20 protein-coding genes and 1 other RNA gene are annotated in these 20675 nt (G+C 67.3%); 11 read left to right on the top strand and 10 right to left on the bottom strand.

Annotation, left to right across the window (positions count from 1 at the left end; genetic code table 11):
* Positions 1 to 198: 198 nt before the first annotated feature.
* Together WS69_RS05120 and WS69_RS05125 are read right to left on the bottom strand one after the other, a co-directional pair.
* Positions 199 to 621 (bottom strand): YidB family protein, encoded by a 423-nt coding sequence (locus WS69_RS05120; protein WP_059469727.1) that lies wholly within the window; start codon positions 619 to 621, stop codon positions 199 to 201.
* Between the two features lie 80 nt (positions 622 to 701).
* Entirely contained in the window at positions 702 to 1283 is a 582-nt protein-coding gene (locus tag WS69_RS05125) for a ComEA family DNA-binding protein (protein ID WP_059469728.1), read from the bottom strand.
* Positions 1284 to 1726: 443 nt separating this feature from the next.
* Between WS69_RS05125 and WS69_RS05130 the strand changes: the two genes are divergently transcribed.
* Both WS69_RS05130 and WS69_RS05135 read left to right on the top strand, forming a co-directional pair.
* Positions 1727 to 2212, top strand: a complete 486-nt coding sequence (locus tag WS69_RS05130; protein WP_059469729.1) for a MerR family transcriptional regulator — start codon at positions 1727 to 1729, stop codon at positions 2210 to 2212.
* A complete protein-coding gene (locus tag WS69_RS05135; protein ID WP_059469730.1) occupies positions 2161 to 2571 on the top strand; it encodes a carboxymuconolactone decarboxylase family protein in 411 nt (136 codons plus the stop codon). The genes WS69_RS05130 and WS69_RS05135 overlap by 52 nt, the downstream gene beginning before the upstream one ends.
* Positions 2572 to 2780: 209 nt before the next feature.
* Here the strand turns inward: WS69_RS05135 and WS69_RS05140 are convergent, their stop codons facing one another.
* The 8 genes from WS69_RS05140 to trxA all read right to left on the bottom strand — a co-directional run bounded on the left by WS69_RS05140 (position 2781) and on the right by trxA (position 11472).
* Positions 2781 to 4136: an MATE family efflux transporter gene (locus WS69_RS05140; RefSeq protein ID WP_059469731.1), complete on the bottom strand. Its 1356-nt coding sequence runs from the start codon at positions 4134 to 4136 to the stop codon at positions 2781 to 2783.
* 3 nt (positions 4137 to 4139) lie between these two features.
* Entirely contained in the window at positions 4140 to 5888 is a 1749-nt protein-coding gene (locus WS69_RS05145; protein WP_059469732.1) for an ArnT family glycosyltransferase, read from the bottom strand.
* 224 nt (positions 5889 to 6112) lie between these two features.
* On the bottom strand, positions 6113 to 6376 hold the full coding sequence (locus tag WS69_RS05150) for a type B 50S ribosomal protein L31 (protein ID WP_010103191.1): 264 nt from the start codon (positions 6374 to 6376) through the stop codon (positions 6113 to 6115).
* A gap of 218 nt (positions 6377 to 6594) precedes the next feature.
* A complete protein-coding gene (locus tag WS69_RS05155) occupies positions 6595 to 7440 on the bottom strand; it encodes a zinc-dependent peptidase (protein WP_059469733.1) in 846 nt (281 codons plus the stop codon).
* A 41-nt stretch (positions 7441 to 7481) separates the two neighbouring features.
* A complete protein-coding gene (locus tag WS69_RS05160; RefSeq protein ID WP_059469734.1) occupies positions 7482 to 9038 on the bottom strand; it encodes an MFS transporter in 1557 nt (518 codons plus the stop codon).
* On the bottom strand, positions 9035 to 9550 hold the full coding sequence (locus tag WS69_RS05165; RefSeq protein WP_059469735.1) for a MerR family transcriptional regulator: 516 nt from the start codon (positions 9548 to 9550) through the stop codon (positions 9035 to 9037). Before WS69_RS05165 ends, WS69_RS05160 begins: the two co-directional genes overlap by 4 nt.
* Positions 9551 to 9688: 138 nt before the next feature.
* Positions 9689 to 10951: a transcription termination factor Rho gene (rho, locus tag WS69_RS05170; RefSeq protein ID WP_059469736.1), complete on the bottom strand. Its 1263-nt coding sequence runs from the start codon at positions 10949 to 10951 to the stop codon at positions 9689 to 9691.
* A 194-nt stretch (positions 10952 to 11145) separates the two neighbouring features.
* Positions 11146 to 11472: a thioredoxin TrxA gene (gene trxA, locus WS69_RS05175; protein WP_009890789.1), complete on the bottom strand. Its 327-nt coding sequence runs from the start codon at positions 11470 to 11472 to the stop codon at positions 11146 to 11148.
* Between the two features lie 394 nt (positions 11473 to 11866).
* Between trxA and ffs the strand changes: the two genes are divergently transcribed.
* The 9 genes from ffs (at position 11867) to rpoS (ending at position 20671) form a co-directional block, all read left to right on the top strand.
* Positions 11867 to 11965: signal recognition particle sRNA small type (gene ffs / locus WS69_RS05180), an RNA gene on the top strand.
* 134 nt (positions 11966 to 12099) lie between these two features.
* Positions 12100 to 14547 (top strand): DNA polymerase III subunit gamma/tau, encoded by a 2448-nt coding sequence (locus WS69_RS05185; RefSeq protein ID WP_059469737.1) that lies wholly within the window; start codon positions 12100 to 12102, stop codon positions 14545 to 14547.
* 94 nt (positions 14548 to 14641) lie between these two features.
* Positions 14642 to 14968 carry a YbaB/EbfC family nucleoid-associated protein gene (locus WS69_RS05190; protein ID WP_059469738.1) on the top strand — a complete coding sequence of 109 codons (327 nt, stop codon included), beginning with the start codon at positions 14642 to 14644 and terminating at the stop codon, positions 14966 to 14968.
* 31 nt (positions 14969 to 14999) lie between these two features.
* Positions 15000 to 15602 (top strand): recombination mediator RecR, encoded by a 603-nt coding sequence (gene recR / locus WS69_RS05195; RefSeq protein WP_082715960.1) that lies wholly within the window; start codon positions 15000 to 15002, stop codon positions 15600 to 15602.
* 63 nt (positions 15603 to 15665) lie between these two features.
* Positions 15666 to 16871, top strand: coding sequence for a CaiB/BaiF CoA transferase family protein (locus WS69_RS05200; RefSeq protein ID WP_059469739.1), 1206 nt, complete (start codon positions 15666 to 15668; stop codon positions 16869 to 16871).
* Between the two features lie 92 nt (positions 16872 to 16963).
* Positions 16964 to 17725: a 5'/3'-nucleotidase SurE gene (gene surE, locus WS69_RS05205; protein WP_059469740.1), complete on the top strand. Its 762-nt coding sequence runs from the start codon at positions 16964 to 16966 to the stop codon at positions 17723 to 17725.
* Positions 17722 to 18720, top strand: a complete 999-nt coding sequence (locus tag WS69_RS05210; RefSeq protein ID WP_059469773.1) for a protein-L-isoaspartate(D-aspartate) O-methyltransferase — start codon at positions 17722 to 17724, stop codon at positions 18718 to 18720. The genes surE and WS69_RS05210 overlap by 4 nt, the downstream gene beginning before the upstream one ends.
* A gap of 11 nt (positions 18721 to 18731) precedes the next feature.
* Positions 18732 to 19571, top strand: a complete 840-nt coding sequence (locus WS69_RS05215; protein ID WP_197419206.1) for a peptidoglycan DD-metalloendopeptidase family protein — start codon at positions 18732 to 18734, stop codon at positions 19569 to 19571.
* 11 nt (positions 19572 to 19582) lie between these two features.
* Complete coding sequence (gene rpoS / locus WS69_RS05220) at positions 19583 to 20671, top strand: RNA polymerase sigma factor RpoS (protein WP_059469742.1); 1089 nt, start codon at positions 19583 to 19585, stop codon at positions 20669 to 20671.
* Positions 20672 to 20675 lie beyond the last annotated feature (4 nt).

Consider the following 20675-nt stretch of genomic DNA (forward strand, 5'->3'; position numbering starts at 1 on the left):
TGGGCAGGCCTCGCCTCACCTGACCTCAACTACTCGAACCGCCCGGTGCGGACCCGCATGCCGGGTGGTGTGGGAGGCGATCGGCTAGGTCACTGGCCGCCCCTATCCCGATTACCGGCGGCGCGTTTCTGCGGCCGCCGTGGCGGGGGCATCGCGCGGGGCGCCGACGGCGCCGCACGCGATGCCGTGCGCTGCCGCTCAGGCCTGCTTGTTGCCGAACAGGCCCGCCAGCTGCGACAGCGTGCCGAGCACGTTCGACGTGTCGAGCTGGCCGTTCGCCGGCACTTCGCCGTTCGGCGTCGCGCCGTTGACGATGTGCGGCAGCACCTGCGCGAGGATGCCGGACGCCTGCTGCGGATCGACGCCGATCTTCTGCGCGAGCGCGCCGACCGTGTCCGAGCCGAGCACATTCTGCAGCGTCTCCGACGAGATCGGCTGGTTTTCGCCGGTGCCGATCCACGAGCCGATGATTCCGCCCGCGCCGCCCGCGTTGAATTTCTCGATGAGGCCGTTCAGGCCGCCCGGCTGGTTGTTGATGAATTCCAGCGCGGCGCTGACGAGCGCGTTCTGATTGCCGCCTTGGCCGCCGATCAGACCGCCAACGATGTCGAGTAGACCCATGATTCACCTGCTAGGTTGAGGCGGCGCCGCGAACGGCGCCGGTGGAACGAAGACGCCGCGCGCGGCGCGCGGCGCCCGACTTATGCGCCCGATGCAGCGGGCGCGGGCGTCGCCGCCTTGTTCTTCTTGCTCTTCTTCGAGCCCTTCGCCTTTGTCGACGACGCGGCGGCCGGCGCGCTCGCGTCGGTTGCGGCGCTTGCAACTGCCGCGGCTTTTTCCTTCTTCTTCGACGCACGCGTCTTCTTCGCCGTCGGCGTGCTCGCCGCCGTCGCCGGCGTGGTGGCGGCAGGCGACGGCGTCATCGTGGCCGGCGTCGGCGCCGGTGCGGCGGTCGTCGTGGTCGCGGCCGGCTTCGCCGTGCTGGTCTTCGCCTTCGCGCCCGCCGGCGGCGTCGACGAGCCGCCGATCGTCAAGCCTGCCGCCTCGAGATTGGCGACCGACTTCGCGCCGAGGCCCTTCACGCGGCTCGCGAGATCGTCGGCGTCCTTGAACGGGCCGTGCTTCGCGCGCTCGTCGATGATCGCCTTCGACTTCACCGGGCCGAGGCCCTTCACCGATTCGAGCGCCGCCTGATCGGCGGTATTGACTTCGACCGCGGCGGCGAACGCTGCGGTCAGCGAAAGCGACAGTGCGACGACCAGCATCAGCAGCTTTTTCAGCATGGCGGGGGCTCCCTTGTGACGAAACGGATGAATGGCTGTCAGAACGGACGCCGGCGCGCGGCGCGGGCCGGGCGTTGCGTTCAAGCATAGGACAAATGCGTGCCCTTTTTAAGACAGCGGGGGCAATGTTGCGCATCGACGGCCACACTGTAAAGGTTGCGGCGGGGCATGCGGGCGGGTTTTTACCATCTTTGACGGAAATCGGGCCGGACGGGGGCAATCGGTAATCACGAACCCTGCCGACCGAGATCCGCGGGTCCCAAATCCCGGATATCGGCTGCAGTTTGCCGGGTCGCCCGGACCTCCGCCCGCTTACTCGTCAACGCCCGTTCTCGCCGGCAGTGCGACCTCCGTCGCCGCGAGGCGATTCGCACTATGCCGCCGCTGGCCATCACGCGCTGCTTGACTTAGAGTGCACTCTAAGTCCTAACCTTGAGAACGTCATGTCGAACGCATCGAAGCAAACGTCCCCGCGCGCGTTGACGATCGGCCAGGTCGCCGCGCTCGTCGGCGTGTCGACGCACACGCTGCGCTACTACGAACAGGCCGGCCTGCTGCGGTCGATCTCGCGCACGCAGTCGGGGCATCGGCTGTACGCGCCCGCCGATCTCGATTGGCTGCGCTTCGTGATGCGCCTGAAGGCGACCGGGATGCCGATCGCCGGGATGCACGCGTTCGCCGAGCTGCGCGCGCTGGGCGACGCGACGATCGGCGAGCGGCGTGCGCTTCTCGCCGCGCATCGCGACAGGGTGCGCGCACAGATCGACACGCTGCAGACGAACCTCGACGCGATCGTCGACAAGATCGCGTATTACGAGCGGGCCGAGCGCGACGCGATTCGACAGGCGAATCAACCTCAACCGGACAAGGACGAACGATGGAACAATGCACCGCAGAAGACCGCTATACGCGAGGCTGGAACAAGCTGAAGGAAATCGACGGCGACGTCGGCGAGCGCGTGGTCGCGGCGCTCGCGCCGATCGCGCCCGACTTCGGGCGGCTGCTTGTCGAGTTCGGTTTCGGCGACATCTACAGCCGGCCGCAGCTCGATCTGAGGTCGCGCGAGATCGCGACGATCGCGTCGCTCGCGACGCTGGGCCACGCGCAGCCGCAGCTGAAGGTGCACATCGAGGCGGCGCTCAATGTCGGCTGCACGCGCGACGAGATCGTCGAGGTGTTCATGCAGATGGCCGTGTACGCGGGCTTCCCGGCCGCGATCAACGCGCTCTTCGCCGCACGCGACGTGTTCGAACAACGTGATGCCGCCGACGCGCGCGCGCATGCGTGACGACCGCTGCGGCGGCCGACGCCGCCGCGCTCACGCGCGATGCGGCGCGACGATGCCGGACTTGGCGATACGCCACTCGGGGGAACTGGCGCGTGGGCGCTGACATGCAGGCTCGACATAGGGGCGAGAGGCCGAGCGCCGGAATGCAGAAGGCAGAATTCGCGCATCGAAAACCGCAAGGGCAGGAAGCGCGCGGCACCCGCCGCCCGTCACCGCCCGCCGCTCAGATCCCGCCGCCCGATGCGTCGCAGATAGAGCGCGAGCCCGCCGCCCGCGAGGATCAGGCTCGCCGTGTTGGCGATCCAGAAGCCGCGCGCGCCCGTGAGCGACGCCGGCACGACGCCGCCGACGTCGAAGCCGAGCAGATAGCCGCCGCCGAGCCCGACGCCCCACAGCGCGATCGCATAGATCGCGGTCGGCACGACGGCGACCTTGTGTGCGCGCAGCACGAACGCGGTCGTGATCTGCAGCGCGTCGAAGAAGTGATAGAACGTCACGATCGCGATGAGCGGCATCGCAGCCGCGGCGACGGCCGGATTCGGCGTGTAGCCCGATACGATCAGCGGCCGCAGCGCGAACACGACGATCCCGTATACGCACGCGGCCGCGCATGCAAGCGCGATCCCGTGCCGGCCGAGCGCGCGCGCTTCGTCGAGCCGCTTCGCGCCGAGCGCGCGCGCGACGAGCGTCGACGACGCGACGCCGATGGAAAGCGGCGTCATGTACAGCACCGCGCCGACGTTGCTCGCGATCTGATGGCCGGCGAGCGTCGTCGTGCCGAACTGCGCGATGAAGAGCGCCATGAACGTGTACGACGTGACCTCGATCAGATATGAGAGCCCCATTGGCACGCCGAGCGTGAGGAGGGCCTTCTGCCGCTGCCAGACGGGCCGCGTGAAGCGCGAGAAGATCGCGAGCGGCTCGAACACGTCGAGTTTCGCGAGCAGCGTGAAGCCGACGGTCGCGAGCGCCCAGTTGACCAGTGTGCTCGCGAGCCCGCAGCCGGGGCCGCCGAGCGCGGGCACGCCGAGGCCGCCGAAAATGAACCAGATGTTGAGCGGCACTTTGACGACGAGCGCGCCGAGCTGCAGGATCATCGCGAGCCGCGGCTTGCCTGCCGCGTTCGTCAGCGCGTTGTAGATCCGAAAGAGGAGGCTCGCGGGCAGCCCGAACGACAGAATGCGCAGATAGGCAACCGTGCGCTCGTGCAGCTCGGCGGGCGCGTGCGCGATTTGCAGCAGCGGTTGCGGAAAATGCAGCAGCAGGAAGCCGGGGATCGCGAGCAGCACGGCGAGCCACATCGCCTGGCGCGCTTCCTCGCCGATCTCGGCGTAGCGTCGCGCGCCGTACAGCTGTCCCGCGATCGGCTGCAGGGCGGACAGGATCCCGGTCAGCCCGATGAACACGGAGATGTAGATCGACGTGCCGAGCCCGAGCGCCGCGAGATCGAGCGCGGAGAAGCGGCCGACCATCGCAGTGTCGATCACGCCGAACGCGATGATCGCAAGCTGGCCGACGAGCACCGGCCACGCGAGACCGGCAATCTTGCGGATGTCGCCGAGCATCGGTCAGCGGGCCTTGTGCAGCGGGCGGCGCTTGACGGGCGTTTTCGGGCGTTCGATCCGTTCGTACAGGCGGAAGCGCTCGTCGCGGTCGGCGGCGCGGCGGCCTTCCCACACGAGGCGCCACACGTACTGCGACATCGAGCTCGGCTCGCCGAAGTCCGCGCGGTCCTGGCGCAGGATCACGTCGCAATCCTCGGTGAACGAGAAGTGCATGTCGCCGAAGTACGCGAACGTCGCGATCTGCGCGTCGCCGAGGCGCACGGGCGAGATGCACTCGTAGTCGGACGGCAGGTGCGCGGCGATCTGCTGCGCGACGTCGCGATAGGTCCGGCTGTAGTTGACGATCGGCAGCCACAGCGTCATCAGCAGCACCCACATCAGCGTCGTGCCCGCGCTCGACAGCACGACGCTGCGCCACAGCACCTTCGGCTGCCGCGAGATGCGCCAGCGCACGAGCATCAGCCAGCATGCGGTCGCCGCGACCGCGCAGACGAACGACAGCACCTTGAAGTGCGGCTCGTAGCCCGGCACGAGGCGGCCGAGATTGCGCGCGAGCGGATGCGGGAAGCCCGTCAGCGACGCGAGCCACACGAGCCACACGAACGTGCCGAGGATGGTGAAGCTCAGCACCGCGAACCAGTCGATCGCGTTGATCGCGCCGCGCTTGAGCGTCGGCAGCGCGAACGTCGCGACGACGGCGAGGGGCGGCAGCAGCAGCATGTACATCCGGTTCGTCTGCTGGCTTTGCAGGATCACGAGCGCGACGAGCGGCATGACGACCGACAGCGGAATCGCGATATGCGGCCGGCGGCGCAGGCCCGCCCAGCTCACCCACGCCCAGATCGCGAGCGGCCAAGCGGGCCACGTGAAGAGCGGAAGGTTCTTCGCCGCGTACGCGAGCACCGTCGTCGGCGGGCCGGAGAAGCGCATCAGGCTGCCGTGCAGCCATTGATTGAAGAACCAGCTCGCGTCATCCGGGAAGGCGGCGAGCGCGGCGAACGGCCAGATCGCGAACACCGCGACGGCGAGCGGCAGCCCGATCGCGGGCAACTGCACGCAGCGGATCTCGGGCGTGACGAGATAGAGCGCGAGCGTGCCGACTGCGAGCGCGGCGACGAGCACCGGATTGCCCGACAGCGCGACGAGGCCGAGCGCGATGCCCCACCAGAGCGCGCCTTGCGCGGGCTTGTCGATCGCGCGCACGAGCCCGTAGACCAACATCGCGATCCATGCGAATTGCGCGAGCTGCGGCGTGGTTTCGTGGCCGCGCTCGGCGAGGCCGAAACAGGCGAGCAGGACGAGGAGTGCGCCGTCGGCGAGCGTGCGGCCGTAATCGCGCGGCTCGGGCTCGCCGCCGAACGCATACTTGAACGGCTGGATTTCGGCGCGCCGGCCGAGCAGGTACGCGGCGTACCAGACGAACGTGGACGCGACGCAGAACAACACACCCGAATAGACACGCGACGCGTTGCTCGCGTCGATCCACGGCAGCGCGCGGATCGCAAGGCTGCCGAGCCAGTAGCCGAGCGGCCCGTCGGACGTGACGAATTTGCCGACGAGATTCGGCAGCAGCCAGTCGTGCAGCCCGCCTTGCGCCATCGTCCACATCACGCCGAAGCCCGCCGCGTCCTCGTTCTTCCACGGATCGCGGCCGAACAGCCCGAACGCCGCATAGACGATGCAAAGCGTGAGCAGCAGCCAGCGCGGCAGTGCTCGGGTGGCGGAAGCGGTAAGGCGAACGACAGGCTTCATGCAGATGGGCGGCAGAGGATGGGTGACATGCCCGACGCGGGCGCGGCGGGCCATTTCGAGCATCCGGCATTGTAGACGCGCTGGACGACGCGCGTCAGCGAACCGGATGGCCCGCGCGGCGCTCGGCGACCGTGCGGGATGAGCGGGGACAAAAAAAGGCAGCCTGGGCTGCCTTCTTTGCGGAGCCGGTCCGGCGCGAGGCCGGTGCCGACGGGGCGCGAAGCTTACTTCGCAGCCTTGCCGCTGGCGCGTGCGCCGAACTTGTTCTTGAACTTCTCGACGCGGCCCGCCGTATCCATGATCTTTTGCTGGCCGGTGTAGAACGAGTGCGACTCCGACGACACTTCGATCTTCGCGAGCGGGTAGGTCTTGCCGTCGAGCTCGACGGTTTCGCGCGTCTGGATCGTCGAGCGCGTGATGAACTTGAAGCCGTTCGACATGTCTTGGAAGACGACTTCGCGGTAATCCGGGTGAATGCCTTGTTTCATGGTTTTTCCAGTGTAAGAGCGGTAGCCAGCCCGCCGCTTGCGCATCGCGCTTCGCATCATGTCCGGACAGCCGGACATGCGTGCTGGGCGCGTCGTGAATCGACGCCGGTCGGCGCTGCGCGGTGCCGAGGTGCGAAAGCCCGGCGCGAGCCACTTGCCTAAGGTCGAAAGCTCGCGATTATGCCAGAAAATCAGACGCCTGGCGAATTTTTCGTCCGTCAAGCGCGCGCCGCGGGCTGCGCGAGGACACCCGTTTGCGCGGGATCCTGCCGGTAATAGCGGGCGAGCAGCCGGTAAAGCTCCGGAAATTCGGCCTCGAACGCCCGGGGCTTGACGAAGAGCGCTTCGCTGCAGACCGCGAAGAATTCCGACGGGTGGTCGGCCGCATACGGATCGATCAGCGAATCGCGCTCGAAGCGCGCCCACGCGCGGTCCGGCACCGCGTCGACGCGGTCGCAGAATTGGTCGTACGCATGGTCGAACACGTCGGCCCAGCGTTCGGCGTCGAGGTCCGGCGCGTGCCAGCGGCGAAAAAGGGGCGGATGACCGTCGGCCGGGCCGCTCATCATGTCGATCTTGTGCGCGAATTCGTGGATCACGACGTTGTACGCGTCCGAGCCGTCCGACATCTGCACGTCCTCCCACGACAGGATCACCGGGCCGCCTTCCCACGCTTCGCCGCTCGCGTCGTGCTCGACCTCGTGAACGACGCCGTCCTCGTCCTCGACCGTCTTGCGGATCACGAACTCGCCCGGATAGACGACGATGCCGACCCAGCCGCGATACAGGTCGAGGCCGAGATTCAGCACGGGCACGCACGCTTGCACGGCGATGCCGACGACGATCGCATCGGTGAGCTCGAGCCCGTGCGCGGTCGAGAACGACTTCTGAGCGAGAAAGAGACTCGTCGTCTCGCGCAGCCGCTCACGGTCTTCGGTCGACAGATACGACAGAAACGGCAGGTGCTCGAGCGTGTCGCGCCACAGCGCATCCGGGATCGGATGCGCGCGCAGCGCGCGGTCGCGGCGGCGCGCGTCGAACCACTGGGTGAGTTTGGAAAACATCGGGATGGCGAGGGCGTGAAGCGACAGGCGCTAAACGTACCTCAATCGATCTCTTTTTGCCAGGCGGCGAAGATGCCGCCGCAGATCGCGACGCCCGCGAGGAAATAGAAGCCGTCGAGCGACGACAGAAACGACGCCTGCTGCGCGATCGTCCGGCTCACGGTGACGAGCGCGAGCGCGTGCGCCTCGTTCAGCGCGTGGCCCGCCTCGGCGAAGCTGCGCGTCAGCGTATCGATGGTCTGCTGGAACAGCGGGTTGTAGACGTTCGCCTGCTCGACGAGCCGCGTCTGATGCACGGCGAGCCGGTGCTGCTCGACGATGATGACGGACGCGGTCGCGAACGAGATCGTCAGTTGTCGAACGATGTTCTTCAGCCGGTAGCCGTGCGAATATTCTTCGATCGCGAACACGCGGAACGTTAGATTCGCGACGGGCAGCACGATGAAAAGGAGCAGCAGCCCGCGCATCAGGAGCGGCACGACGAGCGCGGCCTGGCCGACGTCGGGCGCCATCCGCGTCATCCACAGTGCGGCGAACGCGGCCATCGCGAAGCCCGGCACGATGATCCATTTCTTGTGCGTGAGCCGCGCCGCGTAGCGCAGATAGACGAAGAGCGCGCTCGCGGAGATCAGCGACATCGTGCCGACGAGCCGCCCGGCGTTCTCGACCGGATAGCCGAGTCCGGTTTCGAGAAAGCGGGAGATCAGGTAGCTGTAGCCCGTCGTCTCGTAGTAATAGAACATATAGAGCAGCAGGCCGACCTGAAACGTGCGCTCGCGAAACGCGTGCAGCCGCACGAGCGGCGCCGGATGGCGCCACTGGTGGTAGCCGAACCACGCGAGCGCGGCGAGGCCGCCCGCCGTCAGCAGCACGAGCTGCGGCGAGCCGGCGAAGAGCTGGAAGCGCACCTGCTGCATCACGATCTGCAGCGCGGCCTGCGCGAGCGCGAAGGTCACGTACGGCCAGAAATGCGCGCTGCCGCGCTCGTCGGGCGGCGTGTGGCCGGAATCCGGCAGCGCGACGAATGCGAGCGCGGCGAACAGGATGCCCGTCGGCACCGTGCACGCGAACAGGGCGCGCCACGTGAAGTGCGCGACCAGCAGGCCGCCCGCGATCGGCGCGAGCGCGCTGCCGAGCAGCAGCATGATGAGGAACGCGCGCGTCGCGGGCGGGCGGTCTTTCGGCGCGAAGCTGGTCTGGATCAGGATCCGGCACGCGCCCATCATCGGGCCGATGAAATAGCCTTGAAAGCCGCGCGCGAATGCGAGCTGCAGCGACGTGTCCGCGAGCGCCGCGGCCGCCGCGCCGAGCGAGAACATCAGCATGCAGCCGGCGACGTAGCGGCGATGCCCGAGCCGGTCGACCCACCATTGCTGCTGCAGGATGCCAAGCACCGCGGTCACCGCGTACGTGCTCGACGCCCACACGAGCTCGTCCGGCGACGCATTGATCCCGCCCGCGATGTAGCTCGCGAAAAACGAGAACGCCGCGTTGTCGAAGTAGTCGAGGCCGGTGACGATCGCGAGCACCCATGGAAAGAAATCGCCGCGCAGGTTCGCGGCGCTCCAAAGCGGCGGCCGATCCGGCGTTGCGCTCATGCGTCGGTCCCGCCCGTCTTGCGGCTGCTCGATTGGCGGCCGTGCGCCGCGGCCCGGCGCTGGGCGATCAACTCGTCGGGGTTTTCGCCGGCGAGCCGGCGCTCGACATAATCGATGTCGTGCTGCAACTCTTTCTTCAGCGCGCGCACCTCCTTCAATTCACGCTGTGCGGCGGCGATGCGCGCATCGAGCGTCGCGATCTGCTGCGACAGATCCGCGTGAATGTCGCGCAGCGACGCGTCCGAGTAGCGCCGCCGCCCGTCGCCCGTCGCTTCGAGCGGGCGCTTCAGCATCTCGGTGATGCCGTGCAGCGAGAAGCCGAGCGCGCGCAACCGCAGGATGCGCTCGAAGCGCTCGAGATCCGAGGCGTCATACAGCCGGTAGCGGCCTTCGCTGCGCGACGGCGTGATGAGCCCGCGCTCCTCGTAGTACTTGAGCGTGCGCGGCGTCACGCCGAGCCGCGCGGCGGCGTCGCGTACGGTCAGGAGCAGGGTGGGAGGGGCGTCGCTCATGGCTGGGAAATCTCCGGACGACGAAGGGTCGATATCCGCGATTATAGATCAACGTGTACGTTCACGTACATGTTGATCTATAAAAAACCGCCCGGCGAACGGGCGGTTCTTCACTGCGGCGAGCGAGCGGAGCGGGCGTCAGCCGCCGCGGCGCATCAGATCGAAGAATTCTGCGTTGCTCTTCGTCTGGCGGATCTTGTCGAGCAGGAATTCCATCGCTTCGACTTCGTCCATGTCGTGGATGAACTTGCGCAGCACCCAGATTTTTTGGAGGATCTCGGGCTTGATCAGCATTTCTTCGCGACGCGTGCCGGACTTGTTCAGGTTGATCGACGGATAGACGCGCTTTTCCGCGAGGCGGCGCTCGAGGTGCACTTCCATGTTGCCCGTGCCCTTGAACTCTTCGTAGATCACGTCGTCCATACGGCTGCCGGTTTCGATCAGCGCGGTGCCGATGATCGTGAGCGAGCCGCCTTCCTCGATGTTGCGCGCCGCGCCGAAGAAGCGCTTGGGGCGCTGCAGCGCGTTCGCGTCAACGCCGCCCGTCAGCACCTTGCCCGACGCCGGGATCACGGTGTTGTACGCGCGTGCGAGACGCGTGATCGAGTCGAGCAGGATCACGACGTCGTGCTTCATTTCGACGAGGCGCTTGGCCTTCTCGATCACCATTTCGGCGACCTGCACGTGACGCGTGGCCGGTTCGTCGAACGTCGACGCGATCACTTCGCCCGCGACCGAGCGCTGCATTTCGGTCACTTCTTCGGGGCGCTCGTCGATGAGGAGCACGAACAGGATCACGTCCGGATGGTTCTGCTTGATCGCATGCGCGATGTGTTGAAGCATCACGGTCTTGCCGGACTTTGGCGACGCGACGAGCAGGCCGCGCTGGCCCTTGCCGATCGGCGCGATCATGTCGATGATGCGGCCCGTCACGTTTTCCTCGCCGCGCATTTCGCGCTCGAGCGACAGCGGCTTGTTCGGGTGGAGCGGCGTGAGGTTCTCGAACATGATCTTGTGTTTCGAGGCCTCGGGCGGCTGCCCGTTGACTTTGTCGACCTTCACGAGCGCGAAATAGCGCTCGCCGTCCTTCGGCGTGCGGACTTCGCCTTCGATCGTGTCGCCGGTGTGCAGGTTGAAGCGGCGGATCTGCGACGGGCTGATGTAGATGTCGTCGGTGCTCGCGAGGTACGACATTTCCGGCGAGCGCAGGAAGCCGAAACCATCCGGCAGCACTTCGAGCGTGCCGTCGCCGAAGATCGTTTCTCCCGTCTTGGCGCGCTTTTTGAGAATGGCGAACATCAACTCCTGCTTGCGCAGGCGGTTCGCGTTTTCGATCTCCAGGCCATTGGCCATTTCGATCAATTCGGAGACGTGCAGAGACTTGAGCTCGGATAAATGCATACGGAGATCCCGCCAGGGAGGAGATGCGACGAAAGATATAGGGAGGAGGGCGAGCGGAAGCGCTCAGAGACTTATATGCGTCTTATCGACGTTTTTGATTCTAGCATAGGCCGATTCGGGCTTGAGCGGCCGATCGGCGGATTTCGCGGCGCATGTGTTGTCGGCTGACAACACGTGCGCCGCGGTGTATCCGTTTAGAGATGGCTGTCCAGGAACGCGGTAAGTTGCGACTTCGACAGCGCGCCGACCTTCTGCGCGGCGACCGCGCCGTTCTTGAAGAGGATCAGCGTCGGGATGCCGCGCACGCCGAACTTCGCGGGCGTCGCCTGGTTGTCGTCGACATTGATCTTCGCGATCTGCAGCTTGTCGCCGTAGTCCTTCGCGACTTCGTCGAGGATCGGGGCGATCATCTTGCACGGACCGCACCACTCGGCCCAGAAGTCCAGCAGGACCGGCTTGTCGGACTTGACGACGTCCTGCTCGAACGATGCGTCGCTGATGTGTTTGATCTGTTCGCTCATTGGGTCAATACCTCTTTCGGTTCGGGGACTGCCTGCGCCGGCTGCCCACGGGCTTTGCCGGTCGCCGGGGCAGGAAGCTCCGCTCTTGCGAAAAGAAGGGCGTGAGCGCTGCATGCCGCGGCTCGCGGGTCATTCGGGCGTCATATTAGCCTAAATTGCTATCTGCTGTTGACGGCGATAGTAGCCGCTACGCGAATAAGGGGTGATGCGCATCCGGCTCGCCGCCCGCGTGTGCATCAAATGGGCGCGGCGCAGCGAATTGCAAGGGGGCAATCGGATAATCGACGGCGGTGCGTTCGGGAAAGCGCGGATCGGCATTGGGAATGGCGCGATTTATCGTCTCGTATGCGAATAACGGTCGCGCCGCGCGCGAAGCGATGCTAGAATGCGCCGTGACGGGCCTCCTCGCATGGTGGGGTGGTCAACCTGGTCAGGTCGGGAACGAAGCAGCCACAGCCGTTTTCCGCCAGTGCCGAGGGTCGGGCTCGTCACCTTCCGCTTGTATTTCCCGCGCACGTTCTTCCGTTTTCTTCCCTTTCCTTTCGCTTCCCAATCGACTCCGATGTGCGCGTGCTTCGCGACGTTCAACCTGTCGGCGCGGCGCAGCGTTGCTGATACAATTTCCCGATGACCTATCAAGTTCTCGCACGCAAGTGGCGTCCGAAGGATTTCGCTTCGCTCGTCGGCCAGGAGCACGTCGTCAGGGCGCTCACGCACGCGCTCGACGGCGGGCGTTTGCACCACGCCTATCTATTTACAGGCACGCGCGGCGTCGGCAAGACCACGCTGTCGCGAATCTTCGCGAAGGCGCTCAATTGCGAGACGGGCGTCACGTCGCAGCCGTGCGGCGTGTGCCGCGCGTGCCGCGAAATCGATGAGGGACGCTTCGTCGACTATGTCGAAATGGACGCGGCGAGCAATCGCGGCGTCGACGAAATGGCCGCGCTGCTCGAGCGCGCGGTGTACGCGCCCGTCGATGCGCGCTTCAAGGTCTACATGATCGACGAAGTGCACATGTTGACGAATCACGCGTTCAACGCGATGCTGAAGACGCTCGAGGAGCCGCCGCCGCACGTCAAATTCATCCTCGCGACCACCGATCCGCAAAAGATCCCTGTCACTGTGTTGTCGCGCTGCCTGCAGTTCAATTTGAAGCAGATGCCGGCTGGGCACATCGTGTCGCATCTCGAACGGATTCTGGGCGAAGAAAAGATCGCGTTCGAGCCGCAGGCGCTGCGTCTTCTCGCGCGCGCCGCGCAAGGCAGCATGCGCGACGCGCTGTCGCTGACCGACCAGGCGATCGCGTATTCGGCGAACGAAGTGACGGAAACCGCCGTGTCCGGCATGCTAGGCACGCTCGACCAGACTTACATGGTGCGCCTCCTCGATGCGCTAGCAGCGGCCGACGGTCCGCAGATCCTTGCCGTCGCCGACGAGATGGCGCTGCGCAGCCTGTCGTTCTCGGCCGCGCTGCAGGATCTCGCGAGCCTGCTGCACCGGATCGCATGGGCGCAGTTCGCACCGGCGTCGGTGCTCGACGAATGGCCGGAAGCGGCCGATCTGCGCCGCTTCGCCGAGCTGATGAGTCCCGAGCAGGTGCAACTCTATTATCAGATCGCGACGGTCGGGCGCGGCGAGCTCGGTCTCGCGCCCGATGAATACGCGGGCTTCACGATGACGCTGCTGCGGATGCTCGCGTTCGAACCCGCGACGACGGGCGGCGGCGCGCCGGGCGGCGGGTTGCCGGCTCAGGCGAGCGGCGCGGCGACGAAGTCGAGCGCGCGCGCGGCTGCGGCACTCAGTGCATCGCCGGCGGCGATTGCCGCTACGGCGCAAGCGCCGAAGGCGGCTGGCGCACGCGCGGCGGCGGTTCGCTCCGACTTGCCGCCTGCGCAAGCGGAGCCGGCAGCGGCAGAGCGAAGTGGCGACGCGCCCACGAACGCGCGTGTTCCGGCCAGCGCTCGATCGGACGACGCGCAATTGCGTTCCGCTGCGCCGCGCGCCGAATCGAGCGCACCGGAAAACTCGCAGCCAAGCGTTGCATCCGAATCCGCGGCGCGCGCGACCGCTTCGCACGAGCCGGCATCCGCCGCGACGATCGCCGCGGCCACGCCTGCTGCTGCCGCATCGACGGCTGAAACCGCTGCGGAGCCGGTGCCTGTCGCGGCCGGGCAAGCGCCGGCTCCGGCCGCGCTCGCCGCACAGGGTTCCGCATCCGCGTCGCGCGCGACCGGTGCGGCCGCGGCGCTCGACGTACTGCGCAACGCGGGCATGCGCGTGTCGTCCGATCGCGGTCGTGGCGCCGGTGCCGCCCGCTCGGCCGAGCCGGCTGCCGCACCCGCGGCGAAGTCCGCGCCGCGCGCGCCGGTGCCGGTGCCGACGCCGCGCGCCCGTTCGGCGCCAGGCGATGCGTCGCCGAACGGCGCTGCGCGCGCGGATGCGCGATCCGAGTCTCGCAACGCGCCGCCGCCGTGGGAGGACATTCCGCCCGACGACTACGTGCCGTTTTCGATGGACGACGGTTTCATCCCGCCCGACGACGGATTCATGCCGGTATTCGGCAGCGGTCCCGACGACGTTCGGGTCGCGCCGAAGCCGGCGCCCGCGCCGCCCGTCGACACGCGTCCGCTGCCGGAGGCGATTCCGCTCGACGCGATCGGCTACGACGGCGAATGGCCGACGCTCGCTGCCAGCCTGCCGCTCAAGGGCGTCGCTTATCAGCTTGCGTTCAACAGCGAGCTGACGTCCGTCGACGGCGGCGTGCTCAAGCTCGCCGTGCCGGTGCAGCAATACGCGGATGCCGCGCAAATCTCGAAGCTGAAGGCGGCGCTCGCGGATGCGCTCGGCAAGCCGGTCGACGTCTCTGTCGAAGTCGGGCCGGCGCGCCGCACCGCGGCCGCGATCGCCGCCGCCGAGCGCGTGAAGCGGCAGCGCGAGGCCGAGCAGGAAATGAGCGCCGATCCGTTCGTCCAGCAGTTGCTGCGCGAATTCGGCGCGAGCATCGTCGAGGGTTCGATCCGACCCGTCGGCCCGGATGCGGGCGCTGCGGACGGCGCTGCGCCGACGCTGCATTGACGCGAATCGGACGCCTCCCCGCGTCCGATTCCCATATTCATGAACCGGCGCTAAGATCGCGCCCGTTCGCAATCGATTACGAAGGAGCAAGTCCATGATGAAAGGCCAACTCGCGGGGCTGATGAAGCAGGCCCAGCAGATGCAGGAAAACATGAAGAAGATGCAGGAGCAACTGGCCCTCGTCGAAGTGGAGGGCCAGTCGGGCGCGGGGCTCGTCAAGGTGACGATGACCTGCCGCAACGAAGTGCGCCGTGTGTCGATCGATCCGAGCCTGCTTGCCGACGACAAGGACATGCTCGAGGACCTCGTTGCCGCCGCGTTCAACGATGCGGTGCGCAAGGCCGAGGCGACGTCGCAGGAGAAGATGAGCGGCATGACGGCGGGCCTGCCGCTGCCGCCCGGCTTCAAGCTGCCGTTCTGACGATGAACCGTACGGTCGACGCCGTTTGCGCATGAGCATCAAGCCGCCTTCCGCGCTGTCCGGGCTCGTCGAAGCGCTGCGCGCGCTGCCGGGCGTCGGACCGAAGTCCGCGCAGCGCATCGCGTACCACCTGATGCAGCACGATCGGGAGGGCGCGGAGCGGCTCGGACGGTCGCTCCTGTTCGCGACCGAGCATCTGCGTCACTGCGAGAAGTGCAACACGTTCACGGAGGCGCAGATCTGCGAGGTCTGCAGCGATCTGGAGCGCGATCCGACGCTGCTGTGCGTCGTCGAAACGCCGGCTGATCAGATCATGCTCGAGCAGACGATGACCTACCGCGGGCTGTACTTCGTGCTGATGGGCCGCCTGAGTCCGCTCGACGGCATCGGTCCGAAGGAGATCCATTTCGACCGGCTCGTGCGCCGCGCGTCGGACGGCGTCGTGAAGGAAGTCGTGCTCGCGACGAACTTCACGAACGAAGGCGAGGCGACCGCGCACTACCTCGGCCAGACGCTGAAGGCACGCGGCCTCGCCGTCACGCGGCTCGCGCGCGGCGTGCCGGTGGGCGGCGAGCTCGAATACGTCGACGCCGGTACGATCGCCCGCGCGATGCTCGACAGGCGCACCATCTAGCCGGCGCGCGCCGGCACCGCGCGGCCGAACGCCGCGCTCCGTTCAACGATCCAAGGAAGCGATATGAGCGCAACCCACGGCCCGCTCGCGGGCGTCAAGGTGCTCGAACTCGGCACGCTGATCGCGGGCCCGTTCGCCGCGCGCCTCTTCGCCGAGTTCGGCGCGGAAGTCATCAAGATCGAAGATCCGAACGGCGGCGACCCGCTGCGCAAGTGGCGCAAGCTGTATCCGGAGGCGGGCGGCACGTCGCTGTGGTGGTCGGTGCAGGCGCGCAACAAGAAATCGGTGACACTCAACCTGAAGTCCGACGAGGGCAAGGAGATCATGCGCCGCCTCGCGCGCGAAGCCGACATCGTCGTCGAGAACTTTCGCCCGGGTCTCCTCGAAAAGCTCGGGCTCGGCTACGACGTGCTGTCCGCGGAAAATCCGGGCCTCGTGATGGTGCGCCTGTCCGGCTACGGGCAGACGGGCCCGTACCGCGACCGTCCCGGCTTCGGCGCGATCGCCGAATCGATGGGCGGGCTGCGACACATCACGGGCTACCCGGAACTGCCGCCGCCGCGCATCGGCATCTCGATCGGCGATTCGATCGCGGCGCTGCACGGCGTGATCGGCGCGCTGATGGCGCTGCATCATCGCAACGCGAACGGCGGCGCGGGGCAGGTCGTCGACGTCGCGCTGTACGAGGCCGTCTTCAACATGATGGAGAGCGTCGTGCCCGAATACGGCGTCTACGGGCTCGTGCGCGAGCGCACGGGCGCGTCGCTGCCGGGCATCGTGCCGTCGAACACGTATCCGTGCCGCGATGGCAGCATCGTGATCGGCGGCAACAGCGATCCGATCTTCAAGCGCCTGATGAAGGCGATCGGCCGCGACGACCTCGCGGCCGATCCGGCGCTCGCGCACAACGACGGCCGCGTGCCGCGCACGCAGGAGATCGACGCGGCGATCGGCGCATGGCTCGCCGAGTGCACGATCGACGACGCGCTCGCGGTGCTGAACGCGGCCGACGTGCCGGCGTCGCGGATCTACAGCGTCGCCGACATGTTCACCGATCCGCAATTCGTCGCGCGCCAGATGATCCAGCGTTTCAAACTCGCGGGCGGCGCGGAGATCCCGCTGCCGAACGTGACGCCGAAGCTGTCCGATACGCCGGGCGAAACGCGCTGGCTCGGCCCCGAGCTCGGCGAGCATACGGACGAGGTGCTCGGCGCGCTCGGCTACGACGCGCAGGCGATCGCCGCGCTGCGCGAGAAGCGCGCGATCTGAGCGTTGAGGCCGCGCGCGCACCGCTGCCCGCTGCGCGCGAGGCGGCCCCGGCTGTCGCTCTCGCGCAATCTTTCCTCGGTTACAATCGCCGGATGCGAATACTACTCAGCAACGACGACGGATACCTCGCGCCCGGCATCGCCGCGCTGTACGAAGCGCTGCGCCCGATCGCCGAGGTCATGGTGATGGCGCCCGAGCAGAATTGCAGCGGCGCGTCGAACTCGCTGACGCTGTCGCGTCCGCTCTCGGTGTCGCGCTCGGCGACCACGGGTTTCTACTACGTGAACGGCACGCCGACCGATTCGGTGCACATCGCGCTGACGGGCATGCTCGACGCGAAGCCGGACCTCGTTGTGTCGGGGATCAACAACGGCCAGAACATGGGCGACGACACGCTGTATTCCGGCACGGTCGCCGCCGCCACCGAAGGCATCATGTTCGGCATGCCGGCGATCGCGTTCTCGCTCGTTCACAAGGACTGGGCGCATCTCGCGGATGCGGCGCGCGTCGCGGCCGAGGTCGTTCGCCACTATCTCGACAATCCGCTGCCCGGCCAGCCGCTCCTGAACGTCAACATTCCGAACCTGCCTTACGACGAGCTGAAGGGCTGGTGCGTGACGCGGCTTGGCAAGCGCCATCCGTCGCAGCCGGTGATTCGCCAAACCAATCCGCGCGGCGAGCCGATCTACTGGATCGGGGCGTCGGGCGAGGCGCTCGACGCGAGCGAAGGCACCGATTTCCACGCGACCGCGGCGGGCTGCGTGTCGATCACCCCGCTGCAGCTCGATCTCACGCACACGCAGATGCTGGCAGCCACGCGCGATTGGGCGCGGGCTGGGAGCGGCGCTTCATGAGCGGCGAGCGCGCGAAGCGGTTTCCGCTCGCGCTCGAGGACCTGAAGCGCGAGCCGCGCAAGCCCGAAGGGCGCGCGGCCGAGCGCCAGGCGACGGGCGACGCCGCCCGCCAGCGCCTCACCGCCGCGGCGGCTGCGGCGCCCGCCGCGGCATCCGCGCTCACGCCCGATCGGCGCACGCATCGCACGGCCGGCGCGACGGGGGCAGCCGGCGTGTCCGCTCCGAAGGCGAAGGCCACGCACGCGAAGAAGCATGCGCCGGGTGCGCCCGGCGCCGCGAAGGGCGCGCCGCCCGCATCCGCGAAGAGCGGAGACAAGAGCGCCGCGCCGAACGTCGCGCTGACGGGCGCGCTCGCGCTCACTTCGGAACGGGTGCGCGAGCGCATGGTCGAACGGCTGCAGGCGAACGGCGTGACCGATCCGCGCGTGCTCGCTGCGATGGCGGCCGTGCCGCGCCACATGTTCGTCGATCCGGGTCTCGCGGCCCAGGCGTATGAAGATGCGGCGCTGCCGATCGGCCATCAGCAGACGATCTCGAAGCCGTCGGTCGTCGCGCGGATGATCGAGCTCGCAGCGGCGGGCCGCACGCTCGAGTGCGTGCTCGAAATCGGCACGGGCTGCGGCTATCAGGCCGCGGTGCTGAGCCGCGTCGCGCGCGACGTGTATTCGATCGAACGCGTGAAGCCGCTCTACGAGCGCGCGAAACTGAATTTGCGGCCGCTGCGCGTGCCGAACATCCGCCTGCATTATGGCGACGGACGCGTGGGCCTGCCCGCTGCGGCGCCGTTCGACGCGATCGTGATCGCGGCGGCGGGGCTCGACGTACCGCGGGCGCTGCTGGAACAATTGGCGATCGGCGGCAGGCTCGTCGCGCCTGTCGGCGAGCAGGCGGGCGAGCAGGTGCTGACGCTCGTGGAACGCGTCGCACCCGCGCAGTGGCGCGAGTCGCGGCTTGATCGCGTTTTCTTTGTCCCTTTAAAATCCGGAGTGATTTGATACCGATGAGTATGCTGCGCGCGATGCAAAACAATCGTTCGAAGGTTCCGCTCTCGCTCGCTCAGCGCGCGATTTGCGTGGCGGCTTTCACGCTGCTCGGCGCGTGCGCGACGCGGCTCGACCAGGCGCCCGTCGTCGACCGTTCCGGCTCGCTCGGCACGACGGCTGCGACGCAGCCGGCCGCGCCGCTGCCGCCGGCGCCCCCGGGCTTCTACCGGGTGAAACCGGGCGACACGCTTTATCGGATCGCGCTCGAGAACGGTCAGAATTATCGCGACATCGCTGTGTGGAACAACCTCACGAACCCGAACCAGATCGAAGTCGATCAGTTGCTGCGCGTCGCGCCGCCCGCAGGCGGCACGGCGACGCCGCCGCTCTCGAGCGGCCCGGCCGCGGCGCCTCCGATCTATGGCTCCGGTTCCAGCGCGAGCTCCGCGCCTGCCGCGCCTGCGCCGAGCGACACGAGCGCACCTGCCGCGAGCAGCAACGTGTCGTTCGCGTGGCCGGTGCGCGGCGCGCTGTTGAGCACGTTCGACGATTCGAAGAACAAGGGAATCGACATCGGCGGTTCGGCCGGCGAGGCCGTGAAGGCCGCGGCGGACGGGCGCGTGGTCTATGCGGGGAACGGGCTGCGCGGCTACGGCAACCTCATTATCATCAAGCACGACGCAACTTATCTCACGGCGTATGCACACAATCGCGCTTTGATGGTAAAAGAGGGGGACGCGGTGACGAAAGGCCAGAAGATCGCCGAGATGGGTAACAACGATTCCGACCGCGTGATGCTGCATTTCGAGGTTCGCCGGCAGGGTAAACCTGTCGATCCGCTGAAGTATTTGCCGCCTCAATAAACGAGACGACCATGCCGAAATCGAAGCGCCACGAGCCGCAAGCCGAGTCTGAGAAAATCAGTCGAGCCACGCAAGCATCGGTGGAGCGTGCTGGTGCTTCGACGGACGAGGACGAAGACGTCGCCGACAACGAACGCGACTACGAGTCGCGCGAAGCCGATTCGGACGACTCGGGCGAAGAGCGCGGCGGCACAGCCGACGCGGCGCCCGATCTCGACGACTTCCGGGCGCTTCTGCAGGCGGAGCTCACCGCCGACACGATCCAGCACTACCTGAACCGCATCAGCGTGAAGCCGCTCCTGACGGTCGAGGAGGAACAACGCTATTCGCGGCTCGCGAAGGCGGGCGAGTTCGACGCGCGGCAAGTGATGATCGAGCGGAACCTGCGGCTCGTCGTCAGCATCGCGAAAGGCTATCTGAATCGCGGCGTGCCTCTGCTTGATCTGATCGAAGAGGGCAACCTCGGGCTCATGCATGCGATCGAGAAATTCGATCCCACGCGCGGCTTCCGCTTCTCGACGTACGCGACCTGGTGGATCCGCCAGAGCATCGAGCGCGCGATCATGAATCAGGCGCGCACGGTGCGGCTGCCGGTGCACGTGATCCGCGAGCTGAACCAGGTGCTGCGCGCGAAGCGCCATCTGGAGAAGAACTCGATGTCGACGGGCGAGGCGGCCGAACGCCGCGAGGCGAGCATCGACGACATCGCGTATCTGACTGGCAAGACGGCCGAGGAGGTCACGGACATCCTCGCGCTGAACGAGCACACCGCGTCGCTCGACGCGCCGCTCGATCTCGATCCGGCGAGCAGCCTGCTCGATCTGCTGCCCGACGATCAGAGTCAGTCGCCCGACGCGGAGGTTCAGCATCGCGAGCTGGAGACGCTGACGCGCGCGTGGCTGTCGCGCCTGTCCGACAAGCACCGCCACGTGATCGAGCGGCGCTTCGGCCTCAATCACATCGAACCCGCGACGCTCGAGGAGCTTGCCGACGAGATGGGGCTGACCCGCGAGCGGGTCCGCCAGATCCAGCAGGAAGCGCTCGTGCGGCTCAAGCGGTTTTTCGCATCCAACGGCGTACGCAAGGACGCCGTTCTGTAACTGA

It is taken from the genome of Burkholderia sp. BDU5 (assembly GCF_001522845.1).
GTDB classification, from domain to species: domain Bacteria; phylum Pseudomonadota; class Gammaproteobacteria; order Burkholderiales; family Burkholderiaceae; genus Burkholderia; species Burkholderia mayonis.

Excerpts from the sequence above, each read along its gene's own strand:
- WS69_RS05150 (WP_010103191.1), bottom strand. The coding sequence starts at position 6,376 with ATGAAACAAGGCATTCACCCGGATTACCGCGAAGTCGTCTTCCAAGAC.
- rpoS (WP_059469742.1), top strand. The coding sequence starts at position 19,583 with ATGCCGAAATCGAAGCGCCACGAGCCGCAAGCCGAGTCTGAGAAAATC.
- WS69_RS05130 (WP_059469729.1), top strand. The coding sequence starts at position 1,727 with ATGTCGAACGCATCGAAGCAAACGTCCCCGCGCGCGTTGACGATCGGC.
- WS69_RS05190 (WP_059469738.1), top strand. The coding sequence starts at position 14,642 with ATGATGAAAGGCCAACTCGCGGGGCTGATGAAGCAGGCCCAGCAGATG.
- rho (WP_059469736.1), bottom strand. The coding sequence starts at position 10,951 with ATGCATTTATCCGAGCTCAAGTCTCTGCACGTCTCCGAATTGATCGAA.
- trxA (WP_009890789.1), bottom strand. The coding sequence starts at position 11,472 with ATGAGCGAACAGATCAAACACATCAGCGACGCATCGTTCGAGCAGGAC.
- WS69_RS05155 (WP_059469733.1), bottom strand. The coding sequence starts at position 7,440 with ATGTTTTCCAAACTCACCCAGTGGTTCGACGCGCGCCGCCGCGACCGC.
- WS69_RS05160 (WP_059469734.1), bottom strand. The coding sequence starts at position 9,038 with ATGAGCGCAACGCCGGATCGGCCGCCGCTTTGGAGCGCCGCGAACCTG.
- WS69_RS05165 (WP_059469735.1), bottom strand. The coding sequence starts at position 9,550 with ATGAGCGACGCCCCTCCCACCCTGCTCCTGACCGTACGCGACGCCGCC.
- WS69_RS05210 (WP_059469773.1), top strand. The coding sequence starts at position 17,722 with ATGAGCGGCGAGCGCGCGAAGCGGTTTCCGCTCGCGCTCGAGGACCTG.
- WS69_RS05145 (WP_059469732.1), bottom strand. The coding sequence starts at position 5,888 with ATGAAGCCTGTCGTTCGCCTTACCGCTTCCGCCACCCGAGCACTGCCG.
- WS69_RS05215 (WP_197419206.1), top strand. The coding sequence starts at position 18,732 with ATGCTGCGCGCGATGCAAAACAATCGTTCGAAGGTTCCGCTCTCGCTC.
- WS69_RS05200 (WP_059469739.1), top strand. The coding sequence starts at position 15,666 with ATGAGCGCAACCCACGGCCCGCTCGCGGGCGTCAAGGTGCTCGAACTC.
- WS69_RS05140 (WP_059469731.1), bottom strand. The coding sequence starts at position 4,136 with ATGCTCGGCGACATCCGCAAGATTGCCGGTCTCGCGTGGCCGGTGCTC.
- WS69_RS05125 (WP_059469728.1), bottom strand. The coding sequence starts at position 1,283 with ATGCTGAAAAAGCTGCTGATGCTGGTCGTCGCACTGTCGCTTTCGCTG.
- surE (WP_059469740.1), top strand. The coding sequence starts at position 16,964 with ATGCGAATACTACTCAGCAACGACGACGGATACCTCGCGCCCGGCATC.
- WS69_RS05185 (WP_059469737.1), top strand. The coding sequence starts at position 12,100 with ATGACCTATCAAGTTCTCGCACGCAAGTGGCGTCCGAAGGATTTCGCT.
- WS69_RS05135 (WP_059469730.1), top strand. The coding sequence starts at position 2,161 with ATGGAACAATGCACCGCAGAAGACCGCTATACGCGAGGCTGGAACAAG.
- WS69_RS05120 (WP_059469727.1), bottom strand. The coding sequence starts at position 621 with ATGGGTCTACTCGACATCGTTGGCGGTCTGATCGGCGGCCAAGGCGGC.
- recR (WP_082715960.1), top strand. The coding sequence starts at position 15,000 with ATGAGCATCAAGCCGCCTTCCGCGCTGTCCGGGCTCGTCGAAGCGCTG.